General features: G+C 67.2%; 15 protein-coding genes. 2 read left to right on the top strand and 13 right to left on the bottom strand.

Annotated elements, in window-relative coordinates; genetic code table 11:
- Positions 1-190 precede the first annotated feature (190 nt).
- A complete protein-coding gene (locus tag VGP60_RS40760; protein ID WP_327553587.1) occupies positions 191-3,091 on the top strand; it encodes a PE-PGRS family protein in 2,901 nt (966 codons plus the stop codon).
- Positions 3,092-3,175: 84 nt separating this feature from the next.
- On the opposite strand, the gene VGP60_RS40755 is transcribed toward VGP60_RS40760, so the two are convergent.
- The 13 genes from VGP60_RS40755 to VGP60_RS40695 form a co-directional block, all read right to left on the bottom strand.
- The gene (locus tag VGP60_RS40755) at positions 3,176-3,964 is read right to left on the bottom strand and encodes a class III extradiol ring-cleavage dioxygenase (protein WP_327553586.1); all 789 of its coding nucleotides are present in this window, start codon (positions 3,962-3,964) and stop codon (positions 3,176-3,178) included.
- Between the two features lie 169 nt (positions 3,965-4,133).
- Positions 4,134-5,540, bottom strand: coding sequence for a replicative DNA helicase (gene dnaB / locus VGP60_RS40750; RefSeq protein WP_327553585.1), 1,407 nt, complete (start codon positions 5,538-5,540; stop codon positions 4,134-4,136).
- 522 nt (positions 5,541-6,062) lie between these two features.
- The gene (locus VGP60_RS40745; RefSeq protein ID WP_327553584.1) at positions 6,063-6,860 is read right to left on the bottom strand and encodes an ESX secretion-associated protein EspG; all 798 of its coding nucleotides are present in this window, start codon (positions 6,858-6,860) and stop codon (positions 6,063-6,065) included.
- An 80-nt stretch (positions 6,861-6,940) separates the two neighbouring features.
- Entirely contained in the window at positions 6,941-8,302 is a 1,362-nt protein-coding gene (locus VGP60_RS40740; protein WP_327553583.1) for a PPE domain-containing protein, read from the bottom strand.
- Positions 8,303-8,306: 4 nt separating this feature from the next.
- Positions 8,307-8,921 (bottom strand): DUF3558 domain-containing protein, encoded by a 615-nt coding sequence (locus VGP60_RS40735; protein WP_327553582.1) that lies wholly within the window; start codon positions 8,919-8,921, stop codon positions 8,307-8,309.
- Between the two features lie 14 nt (positions 8,922-8,935).
- The gene (locus VGP60_RS40730) at positions 8,936-9,325 is read right to left on the bottom strand and encodes a hypothetical protein (protein WP_327553581.1); all 390 of its coding nucleotides are present in this window, start codon (positions 9,323-9,325) and stop codon (positions 8,936-8,938) included.
- A 182-nt stretch (positions 9,326-9,507) separates the two neighbouring features.
- The gene (gene rplI, locus VGP60_RS40725; protein WP_327553580.1) at positions 9,508-9,966 is read right to left on the bottom strand and encodes a 50S ribosomal protein L9; all 459 of its coding nucleotides are present in this window, start codon (positions 9,964-9,966) and stop codon (positions 9,508-9,510) included.
- A 12-nt stretch (positions 9,967-9,978) separates the two neighbouring features.
- Positions 9,979-10,227: a 30S ribosomal protein S18 gene (gene rpsR, locus VGP60_RS40720; RefSeq protein WP_327553579.1), complete on the bottom strand. Its 249-nt coding sequence runs from the start codon at positions 10,225-10,227 to the stop codon at positions 9,979-9,981.
- 38 nt (positions 10,228-10,265) lie between these two features.
- Positions 10,266-10,781: a single-stranded DNA-binding protein gene (locus VGP60_RS40715; protein ID WP_327553578.1), complete on the bottom strand. Its 516-nt coding sequence runs from the start codon at positions 10,779-10,781 to the stop codon at positions 10,266-10,268.
- A 14-nt stretch (positions 10,782-10,795) separates the two neighbouring features.
- Positions 10,796-11,155, bottom strand: coding sequence for a 30S ribosomal protein S6 (gene rpsF, locus VGP60_RS40710; protein WP_327553577.1), 360 nt, complete (start codon positions 11,153-11,155; stop codon positions 10,796-10,798).
- A 134-nt stretch (positions 11,156-11,289) separates the two neighbouring features.
- Complete coding sequence (locus tag VGP60_RS40705) at positions 11,290-12,183, bottom strand: hypothetical protein (RefSeq protein ID WP_327553576.1); 894 nt, start codon at positions 12,181-12,183, stop codon at positions 11,290-11,292.
- 98 nt (positions 12,184-12,281) lie between these two features.
- Entirely contained in the window at positions 12,282-13,172 is an 891-nt protein-coding gene (locus VGP60_RS40700) for a hypothetical protein (protein ID WP_327553575.1), read from the bottom strand.
- A 143-nt stretch (positions 13,173-13,315) separates the two neighbouring features.
- Positions 13,316-14,065, bottom strand: a complete 750-nt coding sequence (locus VGP60_RS40695; protein ID WP_327553574.1) for a hypothetical protein — start codon at positions 14,063-14,065, stop codon at positions 13,316-13,318.
- 171 nt (positions 14,066-14,236) lie between these two features.
- On the opposite strand from VGP60_RS40695, the gene VGP60_RS40690 reads away from it, so the two are divergent.
- Positions 14,237-15,007, top strand: a complete 771-nt coding sequence (locus tag VGP60_RS40690; protein WP_327553573.1) for a deoxyribonuclease IV — start codon at positions 14,237-14,239, stop codon at positions 15,005-15,007.
- Positions 15,008-15,019: the final 12 nt, after the last annotated feature.

The following is a 15,019-nucleotide window of genomic DNA, read 5'->3' as shown; positions in this document are numbered from 1 at the left end:
CTCTTCGCGGGGTAGCTGACGCACCCTGATATCCGCGCTTCTGTGCGCCGATACTCGCGTCACTCCTGAACCCCGCGCTCATAGCGGTGCGCCCAAGTGCGTCCGCTTGTCCCATCCCGGTGCTTCGTCGCCTCCGATGGAGCACCCCCATAAACCCGCAAGGGAAACCAATATGAAGGAGAACTCCCACATGCAGTCCTGGGCAAAGCGCGGACTCCAGACCGCGTTGGTCACGGGTGGCCTGTTGATGCTGGGTACCGGCATCGCCTCCGCCGATGAGAACGTCAACCCCGACGTTCCGGCAAGCCCACTCGACCTCAACGTCACCGTCCCGATCGACATCGAGGGCAACGCCGTCGGCACGCCGTTGGGACAGCTCGACATCCCGAGCGTGCACACCGAGGTCAGCACCAAGCCGATCACGAAGCCGGCCAACGCAGCACTTGCAGAGCTCAACAAGAACGTCAGCCCGGTCAGCCCCTCGCAGGTTGGTGACGGAGGCTTCAGCCCGACCGAGTCCGGTCTCAAGGGCAACAAGGTCACGGGCGACGTCGTCGTCCCGATCCAGGTCAGCTGCAACGCCGTCGGCGTCATCGGCGACGCTTCGGTCTCCGACTGCAGCTCGACGCAGAGCTGGTCGCACAACCAGGACATCGCCACCGACGGCTCCAAGTCCGGCATCGCCGGCAACGCCGTCGCGCTGGACTGGGCCGCGCCCATCCAGATCGCGGGCAACGCGGGCGGTCTCGCCGGCGGCAGTGGTTACGCCAGTGGTTCCGCCAGCCAGAGCGCGACCGAGACCGGCAACGTCACGACGGACGGAACGGGCTCCGGCCTTTCCGGCAACGTCGTCGCCGGCCAGTTCGCCACCCCGGTCCAGGTGACCGGCAACGCCGCGTCCTGGATCCTCGGCAACGCCTACAGCGAGTTCGACGCCGACACAGCCGCCACCTCCGGCGGTTCGATCGAGACCAACGGCAAGGGCGGCGCCGGAACCGGCAACGTCGCGGGTGTCCCGATCGCCCTGCCGATCAAGTTCAACTGCAACGCGGGCGGTGTCTGGGGTTCCGACGCCGACACGGGCAAGTGCAACACCTCGAACGACGCCACCGCCGGTGTGGCAAGTGACGACGCCAAGGCCGAGGGCTCGGACTCGTTCATCTCGACCGGTGCCGAGGACTCCTTCCTCGCCGGCAACATCATCGCGCCGCAGGGCGGGCTCATCGCCAACGTCGCGGGTGTCGCGGGTTCGTGGATCGGCAACGCGGCCACCGACGGCGGCTCGTCCTCGAGCACCGTCGTGTCCGGCGGCAACGTCAACACCAACGGTGAAGGCGCCGGCGGCTCGGGCAACATCGTCGACCCGGCAGTGGCCCTGCCGGTCGAGGCGTTCGGTATCGGTGGCACCTACATCGGTAACGCGCACGCCAACCACGACAACACCACCGACGCGACCGCCGGTGGCCAGGGCTACTCGAACGGCAACGAAGCCGTTCTCGGTGGCAACATCATCAACACCCAGGACGCGCTGACCGCCGAGGTCTTCGGCATCGGTGGCTCGCACATCGGTAACGCCACTGGTTCGGCGACCGAAGAGAAGACCGTCACGGCCGGTGGCCACGACGGCACGCAGGGCAACGACTCGTCCGCCTCGGGCAACCTGGTGCAGGTGCCGCTCGCGGTGCCCGCCGAGGTCTTCGGCATCGGTGGCTCGTTCATCGGCCAGGGTTCCGGCTCGGCCGACGAGACCAAGGTCATCACGGGCGGCGGCGGTGGCAGCACCAACGACGACAACGGTGCAGCCAGCTCCAACCTCGTGACCGCGCCGCTCTCCATCCCGGTGCAGGTCTTCGGCATCGGTGGCTCGTTCATCGGACAGGGCCACGGCAAGGCGTCGGCCGACACGACCTCCACCGCGGGCGGCGACGTCGCGGCGGCCGGTCCGCTCGGCGCAGTCGCCGGCAACATCGTGCAGGTCCCGGCCTCGCTGCCGGTGCAGGCGTTCGGTGTGGGTGGCTCGTTCATCGGCTCCGGTTCCGGTGCCAGTGACAGCCTGACCGACTCGACCGCCGGTGGCACCGCGCTCACCGACGGCAAGGGCGGCGGCGTCGCCGGCAACATCATCCAGGCCCCGATCGCGGGCGCCGGCACGGTGTTCGGCGACGGTGTGGCACTGGCCGGCCTCGGCCACGGCACCGCGACCAACGACGTCGTGACCACCGCTGGTGGGGACTCCGAGACCAACGGTGACGGTGGCGGCCTGGCCGGCAACATCATCGGTGCCGACGCGCTCCCGATCGCTCAGGTCTTCGGCGTGGCCGCGGCCGCGGGTGCCGTCACCTCCGGTGACGCCACCAACACCACCGTTGCCACCACGGGCGGCGACGTCACCACCTCCGGTGTCGAAGGCGGCTTCTCCGGCAACATCCTCGACGTCCCCGTCGCGGCTGTGGCCCAGGTCTTCGGTGACGCTGTCGCCGTCGCCGGTGCCGCCAACGCGTTCGGCGACAACCAGACCACCGGTGTCACCGGTGGCGAGGCGTCGACCGACGGCGACGCGGGCAGCATCTCCGGCTTCAACCTGCAGGAGCCGATCGGTGCGGTCGTGCAGGTCTACGGCCTCGCGCTCGACCTGTTCGGTTCGGCCACCGCCGAAGCGGCCAACTCCACGGCGATCGAGCCCGCGGCGCTGATCGACCTCCCGATCGACATGTCGGAGCTGGGCGCCAACGAGCTGCCGACCCTGCCCACCACGATGCCGATGTACGCGCAGCGCGCCGACCTCCCCAAGGTCCCCGCCCTGCCGGTGGCCCTGCCGTCGCTGACGGCGCTGCCCGTGCCGGTGCAGCTGCCCACGCAGCTGCCGACCGTGTCGGCCCTGCCGACCAAGCTGCCGACAATGTCGTCCGTCCCGGCTCTGCCCACCGAGCTCCCGACCATGCCCTCGCTTTCGGCCCTGCCGATCGTGAACGGCATCTCGGGTACCCCGCAGGTGCAGGTCCCGGCTCTGGCGCAGATGGACAGCAGCCCGCTGGGCATGTTCTCCAAGCTCGTCGCGACCCTGACCGGCAAGAAGTTCCACACCCAGTGAAACTGAGCTAGTCGCTTAGGTTGTTCGAAAAACAAAAAGCCGGGCCCGGAGCAAAGTCGCTCCGGGCCCGGCTTTTTGTTTATGTCATGAGAATTGCAACGAGCGTTTCGCCAGGCCGTACCAATAGCCGTCGATGACGGTTTCGGATTTCGTGCCTTCGGTGCTCGCGCCCAGCGAAACGAACAGCGGCGCGAAGTGCTCGATACGCGGGTGCGCGATCAGCGCGGCGGGCGCCTTGTGCTGGAAGTCGAGCAGCGCGTCGAGGTCACCGGACTTCAGCGTCTCGTCACCCCAATGGTCGAATTCGCTGGACCACGCGGGTGGGGTGCCGTCTTTGCCGGACATCGAGCGCATCGCGCTCAGGTTGTGCGTGAAGAAACCGCTGCCGACGATCAGCACGCCTTCGTCTCGCAGCGGCGCGAGTTTCTGCCCGACGCGGAACAGCACCTGCGGGTCCAGAGACGGCATCGAAACCTGCAGCACCGGGATGTCGGCGGCGGGGAACATCTCCACCAGCGGGACGTACGCACCGTGGTCGAGACCGCGCTCTCGCGCGTCAAGAACCGGGGTTTCGTTGGTGTGCAGGAGTTTCCGGACGCGTGCGGCCAGTTGCGGCGCGCCGGGAGCGGCGTACTGCACCTGGTAGTAGCGCTCCGGGAACCCCCAGAAGTCGTAGATCAGCGGCTGGGTGGTGGTCGCGCTGAGCGTGAGCGGGGCTTCCTCCCAGTGCGCCGACACCACCAGGATGGCCTTCGGCTTCGTGAGGCCGGCGGACCAATCGGCGAGCTGGCGGGTCCAGGTCTTGTCGTCGGCGAGCGGGGGCGCGCCGTGGCTCAGGTAGAGCACCGGGGTATGTGCGTCGGACGCGGTCATCGCTGCCTCCAGTATTTGAAAGTTCAATTAATACTCGACGCTTCCGCGTGGCGATATATTCCGGGCCGCTCAGGTAAGGGACTCCAAGTTCGACGCCATCCGCTCGAGGACACCGACCGTGGCCACGTACTCGTCGTCGCTGATCCCGCCGCTACACCGAAATCAGCCGTTAGCCCTGTGCGAGGTCCGAGAAGCGGCTGTAGTGCAGCTGATGGGCCACGACGATCGTGCTCGTCGGACCGGCACGGTGCTTCGCCAGGATCAGGTCCGCTTCACCGGCGCGCGGGTCGTCGCGCTCCCAGGCGTCCGGCCGGTTGATCAGGAGCACGATGTCCGCGTCCTGCTCCAGCGAGCCGGACTCACGGAGGTCGGACAGCATCGGGCGCTTGTCGGTCCGCTGCTCTGGACCACGGTTCAGCTGACTGATCGCGATGACCGGGACTTCGATCTCCTTGGCCAAAAGCTTGAGCTGCCGGGAGAACTCCGAGACTTCCTGCTGCCGCGACTCGACCCGCTTGCCGGAGCTCATCAGCTGCAGATAGTCGACGACCACGAGCCGCAGGTCGTTGCGCTGCTTCAGTCGCCGCGCCTTCGCCCGGATCTCCATCATCGTCATGTTCGGCGAATCGTCGATGAACAGCGGCGCTTCGGAGATTTCGCTCATCCGCCGGGCGAGCCGGGTCCAGTCGTCGTCGGACATCTTGCCACCACGCATGTCCGCCAGCCGGATCTTCGCTTCGGCCGAGAGCATGCGCATGACGATCTCGGTCCGGCTCATTTCCAGGGAGAAGATGACACTGGACAGGCCGTGCTTGATCGAGCACGAGCGCATGAAGTCCAGCCCCAGCGTGCTCTTACCGACACCGGGCCGCGCCGCGACGATGATCATCTGGCCGGGGTGGAGGCCGTTGGTCACCTCGTCGAGGTCGATGAAGCCGGTCGGGATACCCCGCGACGAGCCACCGCGCGACGCGATCGCGTCGATCTCGTCCATGGTCGGCTGCAGCAGGTCTTCCAGTGCGGCGTAGTCCTCACTGGTCCGCCGCTCGGTGACGTCGTAGATAGCCGCCTGGGCGCGGTCGACGACCTCGTCGATGCTCGCGCCGTCGCTCTGGTTGGCGCCGTAGCCGTACTGCACGATCCGGGTGCCGGCCTCGACCAGGCGCCGCAGCACCGCCTTCTCCGACACGATTTCCGCGTAGTACCCGGCGTTCGCTGCCGTCGGCACGGTCGCGATCAGGGTGTGGAGGTACGGCGCGCCGCCGACGCGGCCCAACTCGCCTCGCCGTTCGAGCTCGGCGGAGACGGTGATCGGGTCGGCCGGTTCGCCGCGGCCGTAGAGATCGAGGATGCAGTCGTAGACGGCCTGGTGCGCCGGGCGGTAGAAGTCCTCGGGACCGAGCGCCTCGATGACGTCGGCGATGGCGTCCTTGGACAGCAGCATCCCGCCGAGCACGGACTGTTCGGCCGCGAGGTCCTGTGGCGGCTGGCGATCGAACTCGGAACGCGGGCCAGGATCGCTGGGGCCCGGGTCGGACGCCGCGAATGCGGGACCGCGGTCATCGGTGAGCGCCACCGCTAAAGACACCTCCTCGTAATGCGAACATCTGTTCGACTGTGCCGCGACTTCAAGATACGCCCCGAGTCGCCACCGTGGTGGCAGCTCCGTCCGGGTGTCCGCTCCGCCCGCTTGGGACACACGCTTTTAGAGACACGCTTTTAGAGACACGCTTCGACCCCCGGCGGCAACCGTGAGTACCGGGCCGCTGGGGCACGCTATGTCCCCCAGAAGGACGAGCGCAAACCGGCTGGGGACCGCCCTGTGTACAACCTGGGGATGAATGAGGGTATCCAGTCACAGGTCGGCGCTACCCTGTGTACAACCTGGGGACAACAACCGTGGACAATCCTAAAATGCCTGGTCAGACCCTGTGGGCAAGCTGTGGAGAACTTTCTTTTCGTCCGCTCGGCGTGTCGCACTCCATGCCGTGTTCGGCGTGTCGCGAATGGTCACTGGGGACGATCCGGGGTGAGCCTGTGGATGAATATTACGGAGCGTAGAGCGACCACTCGCTAGGCTGAACGGAGAAGTGGTGTGCTAGGAGAAGAGCTTGCTCTGTGCGCTCTGTAGTCGTTCGGCGAGAACCTGCTGGTTGGCGGGCGCGAACGAGATCAGAGGTTCGCCACTACCAGGTACTTCCTCGGTCAGCCAGCGGCCTTCCGTCGTATCGATGTAGTTCACCGGCCGTTCAATCCGCCGGCGGCCGCCGCCACGCCCGCGCGCGGCCACGTACAGACTGCCGCCACCCATTCGGCGTAGTCCCAGGATGCGGCGGAGCTCGGCGGCGTCCCGGCTGTCGGGGCTCGGCTTCGCGCTGCGCATCACCGAGTAGCCGTCGTCGTCCCGTGCCGTCGACGCGCTGCCGGAATTCAGCACCTGGCTCTTGGGCACCGCGAGCGGGGTGCCGCGGCCGGGCGCGAGTTTCGGGATCTGGGTGATGAAACCTTCGAGCAATTCCGACGGCTTCAGCGACGCGAGCACCACACTTTCGGCGTCCGGGTTTCGGGCGAGGACAAAGGCCTCCCCGCCCGCGCTGCCCGCGAGCAGCGTGTAGCTCAGCGCCTTGCCCTCGTAACCACCGTCGATCCAGCCGTAGTACTCGACCTGCGGCCGCGCCACCGCTTCGAGCGTGGCGACCAGGCCGGGATGCAGACCGCCACGTCCGCTCAGTCCGAAACGGGACAGCTCGTCGTTGGCGATTTCGGCTTCCTTGCGGAGCGCCTCTTCGCTGTACCAGGTCGGCGTTTCGGCCAGCACAGTGTGCGGCTGGCCGTCGCGCCGCCGGATCAGGTTGATCAGGGTGCTGGTCGAGATCGTGACCTGCTTGTCCAGCACCGCGATGTCCCCCTTGTGGATCAGTCGAGAAGTACGGCAATCGGACATATTTTGGCATGCCCGGCCGCCGATTCGTGGGGTTACTCGCCGATGACCGGCGGCGCGGTGAGTTCGTCGGTGCCGAACAGGTCGTTGGGGTCGTCGCCCATCAGGTACTTGGACGTACGTTCCTCGTCTTCGCCGCCCTGGCCGCCACGGGCTCCGCCCATGCCGCCCATTCCGCCGCCCATGCCGCCCATGCCCGCTTTGCCCATTCCGGCGCCACCGGCCGCCGCCGCACCGGCACCACCGCGCCCCATCCCGGCACCCGCGCCCGAACCCGACGATCCGCCCACGCCCGTGCTCGAACCCGCGCCGAGACCGCCGCCGGAGCCCGGCCCGAAGCCGCCACCCAGGCTGCCCGCGCCGCCGGGCCCGAAGCCGCCCGCGCCGCCGCCGGGCAGATTGCCCGCGCCGCCAGGGCCGAACCCGCTACCCGAGCCGTAGTCGGAACCGGGACCGGGAATGTTCGGAGGTGTGTACCCGGCGGCCTTCGTGCCGTCGTACCCCGGGATGTTGCCGGGCTGGTAACCGCCGCCGCCAGGAATATTGCCCGGCTGGTAGTTGCCTCCGCCGGGGATGTTCGGCGGCTGATAACCGCCACCACCGTTACCGGGACCCGGGATGTCGCCGGGCTTGTAACCACCGCCACCGGGGAGGTTGCCGGGCTGGTAATCACCACCGCCACCGGGGAGATTCCCTGGCGTGTAACCACTTCCGCCCGGGTCGCTGGTCCCGCCGTCACGGCCGGTCCCGTCCTTGCCGTTCCCGTTTTTGTCCTTGCCGTTCTGGTCGTCTTCGGAGACACCGACCTTTGCCAGCGAACCGTCGACCGCGCTGTACGTCGGCAGACCGGCGCCGTTTTCGCTGCTGGCCTTGAAATATTCGTTGAACGCGTCGACGTTGGCCTGGCCGTTGCGGTTGTAGTCCTCGATCGCGCGGTCGGTGTCGGTCTCCCACGGCGTGACCGAGTTGAGGAAACCGTTGTCCGGCGGGCTTTGCGGAACCTCCTGCACTTTTGCCGCCACCGTGGTGAAGGCGTTGTGCTGGTCACCGAGGTACTTGTCGCTGTCCGCGAGCTTGGTGCCGGAGTCGGTCATCCACGCTTTCATCGGATGAGCACCCGCGTCCTGCGCCGCGGCCGCGCCCTTGCCGGTCCAGGCGGCGTCCATGTCCTTCGCCAACTTGTCGATCGTGGTGACCCGGTCTTCGTAGCTGCTCTTGAGCCGGGTCGCGGCCCGCTGCCCGTTTTCGATCGAACCCGGTCCCGGGCCGTGGGTGATCTGATCCCAGATCTGATAGCAGTCGATCTTTCGGCTGCCGTCGCCCGCGTTGTACGAGCCGGATTCGTCACGCGTCAGGTAGGCGGCGCCTGCGGCCACGATCGGGACCAGGAACAACATGCGATCAACCTTCCTTCAACGTCTGGACCACCGCGGCGCCGACCCTGTCCGCGACAGGGCAGGGCTTGCTGCTGTCCGGGCTGTCGTCGAGCTGGGTGAAGACGTAAACCGTGAGCTGGTCCGTCACCCCGATTTGGAGACTGCACCGGCCGCGGTTCCGGTCATCTGTGATGTCGGTGTACACCGCCGGGTAGCCGGAGACCGTCGTCTCCTCGAAGTAGGCTTTTTCGGCTTTCTGGTCGTACAGATCGCTCAAGCCGTTCTTGTTCGCCTCGATCGACGCGACGTTGATGGTGTTGGTGCTGCCGTCGGCGTAATCCCAGGCGCAGGTGGGTCCGGCGTCGTTCGTGCGTGAACGGCCTGTTGCTTCAAGCCCGAAAGTCGTGAGTTGGGCAGAGGTGAGCGCGGCGCAGGGGTTGGCCAGGATCGGGGCGGGATTCAGCGGGTTGCTCACCTTGGGTGCCGACCCCGTCGAACCTGCCGGAGCGCTGCCGCTCGACGACGGTATGAACGGTGGTGGCTGCGAAGACATCGGCGCGATGTTCCCCGCGTCGCCTGACTTGACGCCGCATCCGGCCAGCAGCACGCCGGCTGTCAGTGCCGCGAAAGTGATGCTCAAACCCCGGTGTTTGTTCACTGCGCCCTGGTACCCGTCTTGTTGATGTCCGCTTGGACGTCGGCTTCCTTGGTCTGGATCTTCTTCTTCGCGTCGAGCAGAGCGTCGACGTACTTCTTGACGTAGTCCTGCATCCGCGCGTTCTGTTCGAGGAACGCCTTACCGGAAGGATTCGCGGACTTGGCGAAGTCGCCACTGGCGAACTCTTTGCCCGGCGCCTTCACGGACGCCATCATCCGGGCGTCCATTTCGTCCGCCTTGAGGTCGCTCTGCAGGTCCTGCCACTGGCGGATGACGTCGTCGATCTTCTCCGGATCGAACTCGTAACCACCACCAGGGCCACCGGCCCCCGCCGCGGGGGCGGCCATGCTGACTTTTCCGCTCGAGCCGCCATCGGATGGAATCATGGCCGGTCCCCTCTCGAATTCCCCATAACGCCCAGTTTCCTCAAGCCCAGCAGTCGCCGTCAACCTGAAGGTTCGACGTGTCGCCCCCAGCTTGAGTTCCCGGCAATACGGGCGAACGAAAAAGGCGGGAACACCTCCGGTGAAGGAGGCGTTCCCGCCTTTCGCGGTACCTGGTCAGGCTGTTACTGCTTGGCCTTGACCTCGAGCTGGACGCTCACCTTGACATCGGGGTGCAATCGGGCGTTGACCTGGTGCTTGCCGACGGTCTTGATGTGCTCACCGAGCTCGATGACGTGCTTGTCGAGCAGCGGTCCACCGGCGGTCTTGATCGCGGCGACGATGTCGGACGCGGTCACCGAACCGAACAGCTTCTTCGAACCCGCGGCAGCCTTCGCGGCCAGCTGGACGGCGCCGAGGCCCTCGAGCGAGCCCTTGAGCTCCTTGGCGTGGTCGAGGTCGCGGATACGGCGACCCTCCTGCGCGCGGCGGATGGTCTGGACGTTCTTCTCGGAACCCTTGGTCGCCGGCATGGCATAGCCGCGCGGCAGCAAGTAGTTACGCGCGTAGCCGTCCTTGACCTCGACGATGTCGCCGGGGCCACCGAGGTTGGCGACGTCGGTGGTGAGAATGATCTTCGCCATTGACGTGCCTCCTTATCGGGCGGTCGAGGTGTAGGGAAGAAGCGCCATCTCACGGGAGTTCTTGACCGCGATGGCGATGTCACGCTGGTGCTGGCTGCAGTTGCCGGTGACACGACGGGCGCGGATCTTCCCGCGGTCCGAGATGTACTTGCGCAGCAGGTTGGTGTCCTTGTAGTCGATCGACTCCGGACGGCCCTTTTTCACGGCCTTGCAGAACACGCAAACCTTCTTCTTGGGCTTGCGAATGGGTGGCTTCGCCACAATTCACTCCTGGGATACTAAAAAATACAAGTGGTTGATCAGAAAGGGGGCTCTTCGGCGAAACCGCCGCCGCCGCTACCGGAAGTCGCGGGCGCGGAGCCCCACGGGTCGTCGGAAGGCGCGCTGTTACCGCCGCCTCCACCAGAAGAACCGGAGCCGCCACCGAAACCGCCGCCACCGCCGCCGCCACGGGAAACCTTGTTCACCTTGGCGGTCGCGTACTTCAGCGAAGGGCCGATTTCCTCGACCTCGAGCTCGACGACGGTGCGCTTCTCACCCTCTTTGGTCTCGAAAGACCGCTGCTTGAGCCTGCCCTGTACAACGACGCGTGCGCCCCTGGTCAGCGACTCGGCCACGTTCTCGGCCGCCTGCCGCCAGATGTTGCAGCGCAGGAACAGCGCTTCGCCGTCCTTCCACTCGCCCGACGCCTTGTCCAGCGTGCGGGGGGTGGACGCGACCGTGAAGTTGGCAACGGCCGCACCGGACGGGGTGAAGCGGAGCTCCGGGTCGGAGGTCAGGTTGCCGATAACCGTGATTACGGTGTCTCCAGCCATGACGTCTCCTTACCTCAGGCCTTGGCAGCCGCGGTCTTGGCGGGCTTGACCGGCGGGCGACGCAGGACGCGGGCGCCCGGCTTCGGAACCTCGCGGCGCATGACCTTGGTGCGGAGCACGGTCTCCTGCAGGGAAAGCTGCCGGTCAAGTTCCTTGACGGCTTCCGGCGAGGAGTTCAGGTCCAGCAGGGCGTAGATGCCCTCAGCGTGCTTCATGATTTCGAACGAGAGCCGCCTCCGGCCCCACACGTCGACCTTTTCAACGCTGCCGCCGGACGTCCGGATCACGTTGAGGAACGTGTCCAGCGTCGGGGCGACTGTGCGCTCGTCAAGCGTGGGATCGAGGATGACCATTACCTCGTAATGGCGTGACACAACCACTCACCTCCTATGGGCTCGCGGTCACGGACTGTCCGTAACAGGAGGGTTTGTCGAGGTCAGCCTACCTGGGTAAAGATTGGCGGCGCGCGGCGCCTCCGTTGAGGGTGGTGGTGGGCGACGGTATGGCGTCAGGAGACGTTGCGCAGCACCCAGGTCCTGACCAGTGCGGCGGTGACTCCGGCCAGCGCCAGTACCGCGAGAAGCATCGGCAGCTGGACGTCGTCGGCCGACGCGGGCGCGGCCAGCGAGTCGGCGTTTCCGGCGTTGCGGACGTCGGCGGACTGGCCAGGGTCGGCGCTTCCGGCGCCCAGGACACCGAACTCCGGCGACTGCTGGCCCGGCACCGGGCTGCCCGCGGGGTACTTGATGCCCGGCGGCACCGCGAAGCCACCCGGCGTGGCCGCCGGGATGTTGCTGTAGTCGCGCTGCGGGGCACTGAGCGAGCCGGTGCCGAGGTTCGGGATCAGCTGGCCGCCGGGAGTGGTCGGGGCGAGCGTGCCACCGCCCGTCTGGCCGTTGTCGGCCGGGTTGTCGCTGCGCGGGGTGGTCGGCGCGACGTAGTTCGAGGCGAGGCCGGTGACCTGGCAGCTGCCGGCGACCTTGCGGGCGACGTTGTCCAGCGTCTTGATCCGGTCGAGTCCGAGGCCCCAGGTGCCGGAGGTGTCCAGCGCCTTGCGGACCGCCGAACCGACGCTCTCACCGCTGATCGTGCCGCCGACGGTGGCGGGGATCTGGCCGATCACGATGGTCGGGATCTTGGCGATGTCGTTGGCCGCCCAGTCGCCCACAGCCAGAGTTCCGGCTTCGTTGGCGCCCATGCGAACGAGCTCCTTGACCGAGGCGCCGGTGATCGCGATCTGGTCACCCATGTTGCCGGTGACCGTCGTCGCGCAGCTTTCCGCCAGCATCGTCCCGGCCGAAGCGGTGCCGCTCGTCAGGAACGCCCCTCCCGTGACCACGGCCGCCATCGCGGTGACCGTGAGCGCTTTGCGGGTGGTCTGCCGAACAAGGTTCTTCCGCACGTGCGCTGTCCTCCGGGACATCTCTGGGGGCGTGGGTCATGGCATCAGGTATCAAAGGTAGAACGAGGTGGATGAGGAAAAGGTACTAGGCGGTCGGCCTAACTCGCAGCGGCCATTCGGCGTAGTACCCAGGTCCGAACCAGGCCTGCACTGACGACGGAGAGTGACAAAACCGCGATGAGCATGGGCAAACCGGCGCCGTCGACCATTCCGCCGCCTTCGCCCGGCAGCGCTTCGGCCTGGCCCGCGTTCTGGAGACCGCCACCCATGGGCTGCTGCTGAGCTTGGCCGAGGATGCCGAATTCCGGCGAGTAACCGGGAACCTGCCCGCCGTAGCGGAGACCCGGCGACGGCGAGTAGAGACCGGCGTTGACCATCGGGATGTTGCTGTAGTCGCGCATCGGCGCGTAGCCGGTGGAGAAGTTGAACGGCAGGCCGCCGAAGTTCGGTGCGGTGAAACCACCGGCGAGGACCGGGCTGTTCGAGTCGGGGATCGGCGTGCCCGCCGGGTTGCCGCCCGCGGGGGCGTTGGGGTTGGGCGAGCCGGGGTTTCCGCCTGGCGACTGGGGATTTCCCGGTGTGCCACCGGGCTGTTGCTGCCCGGGCGCGTTTTGCCCGCTAAGTGCGCGGCCAACGTCGTTTGTCGCTCCGGCAAGGCCGTTGGTGGTGTTGGCGGCTGCTCCGTTGACGGCACCGGCCAAGGGCGCACCGACCACGGGAACGGGAGCGATCACCGTGTCGACCACGTTCACGGTGATGTGGCAAAGCCCGCTGAGGAGGCCACCTACCAGTGAGGTGAGTCCGTCGGTAATTGTCCTGAGACCGAACGGTGTGCTGACGACATCCCCCGCGTGCACGGTTACGGTATCGCCGCATTTGGCGGGAATCTCCACCGCGGAAGCGGTGCTGGGCATGCCCAACAAAGCCGAGCCCGCGAGGACGAAAGCCGTGGCTCCGATCGCCGTTGCTCGCCGTGTCCGACCCTGCATCGCTTTCGACCCCTTCACCGTGTCCACTTCCAGGACGTATACCCGGATAACGACGTTAATAGACGACGGTGACGCCCGCTCACTCGAAAAAGATCTGGCAATCGAGTGGAACGGACGTCACCGGTGATGACTGCGGGTGATCGTCAGGCCGGGTTGCGGCGCAGCCAGGTGCGGATCAGCGCGGCCGCGACGATGGCGAGCGCCAGCACGGCGAGCAGCAACGGCAGCCGGGCCGGGGTGTTGGAGGCGGGCAGGGCTTCGGCGGTGCCGGAACGGTCGGCGACCACGACGGGCGGCGCGCCGGCCTCACCGACAATGGGGGCCTGGCCAGGCGGGACGATCGGGATGATCACCGGTGCGCCGAGGCCGCCGGGCACGAACGCGGCGCTGATGAACACCCCGGAGATCGCGTCGAGGTCGCCGTTCGGGCCGGTCACCACGGGGCCGATCTCGTTGCCGGGGCCGCCCGGGTTCGTCGGCGGGGTACCGGGGTTGGTCGGCGGGGTGCCAGGTTCCGTCGGCGGCTGGCCCGGGTTCTCGGGCTGATTGCCACCGAGCAGGCCCTGGGTCGTGTTGCCGACGGCGTTGACCGTGCTCTGCACACCGTTGCACGCCTCGGCCACGACCGGGACCTTGCCGACGCCGAGCCCGCGGACCACGTCGCCGACCGGCAGCGAAAGCAGCGGGGCGCCTTCTTGGCGGGCTGCGGAGTTCTGCGCGTCGAGGCCGACGGTGAGCGTGCCGGGGATGTTGAGCGGCGCGCCGAGGTCGAGGGTCAGGCCTTGGGCCCGGGCGCCTTCGAGGGTCGTCGCGCAACTGCCCGACAAGGTGTCATCGGCGAAGGCGCTGCCGGGGAAGGCCAGTGTCGCCGAAGCGGCCACCGCGAACCCCATCACGCAGAACCTTCTTGCGTTCTTCCCCATCGATTCGCCCTCCAGCGTTGGCTGCGTGCTCCGCAGATGACGGCATTCGGCCTAACGTGATCACAGAACGCACCCACGGTACTCCACGAGCGTCACCAAGTCCGCGCTCAGGCCTCGCTTGTTCAGCGGTAACGTGCTGCCATGCAGATTGGCGCCCACATCCACTCCGACGATGTACTGGCCGCCGCCCGCGAGCGCGACGCGGACGTCGTCCAATTCTTCCTGGCCGACCCGCAGAGTTGGAAAACACCACCACCGTTGCCGAATGCCGAGGAGATCCTCGGCTCCGACGTCGAAGTGTTCATCCACTCGCCGTATCCGGTCAACATCGCGTCGCTGAACAATCGGATCCGCATCCCATCCCGTAAGACCGTGCTGCAGCACGCCACGGGCGCGGCCGCGATCGGCGCGAAAGGGCTTGTCGTGCACGGCGGGCACGTCCGGCAGGGCGAAGACCTCGAAACCGGGCTGGCCAACTGGCGCAAGATGTTCGAGCGCCAGGCCGACCAGGGCGGGTTCCCGGTGCCGATCCTGATCGAGAACACCGCCGGCGGGGACGCCGCGATGGCCCGCGAGCTCGACATGATCGCGAAGCTGTGGGACCAGGTCGGCGAGTTCGGTGCCGGATTCTGCTTCGACACCTGTCACGCGTTCGCGGCGGGCTGGGACCTGAGCAAGGCCGTCGCGCAGGTCAAGGCCATCACCGGCCGGATCGACCTGGTGCACCTCAACAACTCCCGCGACGAGTTCGGCTCGACGCGGGACAGGCACGCCAGCGTCGTCGAGGGCGAAGGCACGATCGACCCCGAGGTACTCGCCGCGGTCGCCGCCGAAGCGGGCGCGCCGGTCATCGTCGAAACCCCCGCCGACGGCCAGGCCGCCGACATCGCCTACGTCCGCTCCAAAGCCTGAGCTACGCCGGTG

The organism is Amycolatopsis sp. (genome assembly GCF_036008905.1).
GTDB lineage: Bacteria > Actinomycetota > Actinomycetes > Mycobacteriales > Pseudonocardiaceae > Amycolatopsis.
The sequence above is the reverse complement of the archived record's forward strand: the minus strand, read 5'-3'. Positions and strand labels throughout refer to the sequence as shown.

Excerpts from the sequence above, each read along its gene's own strand:
- VGP60_RS40715 (WP_327553578.1), bottom strand. The coding sequence starts at position 10,781 with ATGGCTGGAGACACCGTAATCACGGTTATCGGCAACCTGACCTCCGAC.
- VGP60_RS40730 (WP_327553581.1), bottom strand. The coding sequence starts at position 9,325 with ATGATTCCATCCGATGGCGGCTCGAGCGGAAAAGTCAGCATGGCCGCC.
- VGP60_RS40740 (WP_327553583.1), bottom strand. The coding sequence starts at position 8,302 with ATGTTGTTCCTGGTCCCGATCGTGGCCGCAGGCGCCGCCTACCTGACG.
- VGP60_RS40700 (WP_327553575.1), bottom strand. The coding sequence starts at position 13,172 with ATGCAGGGTCGGACACGGCGAGCAACGGCGATCGGAGCCACGGCTTTC.
- VGP60_RS40755 (WP_327553586.1), bottom strand. The coding sequence starts at position 3,964 with ATGACCGCGTCCGACGCACATACCCCGGTGCTCTACCTGAGCCACGGC.
- VGP60_RS40760 (WP_327553587.1), top strand. The coding sequence starts at position 191 with ATGCAGTCCTGGGCAAAGCGCGGACTCCAGACCGCGTTGGTCACGGGT.
- VGP60_RS40690 (WP_327553573.1), top strand. The coding sequence starts at position 14,237 with ATGCAGATTGGCGCCCACATCCACTCCGACGATGTACTGGCCGCCGCC.
- rplI (WP_327553580.1), bottom strand. The coding sequence starts at position 9,966 with ATGGCGAAGATCATTCTCACCACCGACGTCGCCAACCTCGGTGGCCCC.
- VGP60_RS40695 (WP_327553574.1), bottom strand. The coding sequence starts at position 14,065 with ATGGGGTTCGCGGTGGCCGCTTCGGCGACACTGGCCTTCCCCGGCAGC.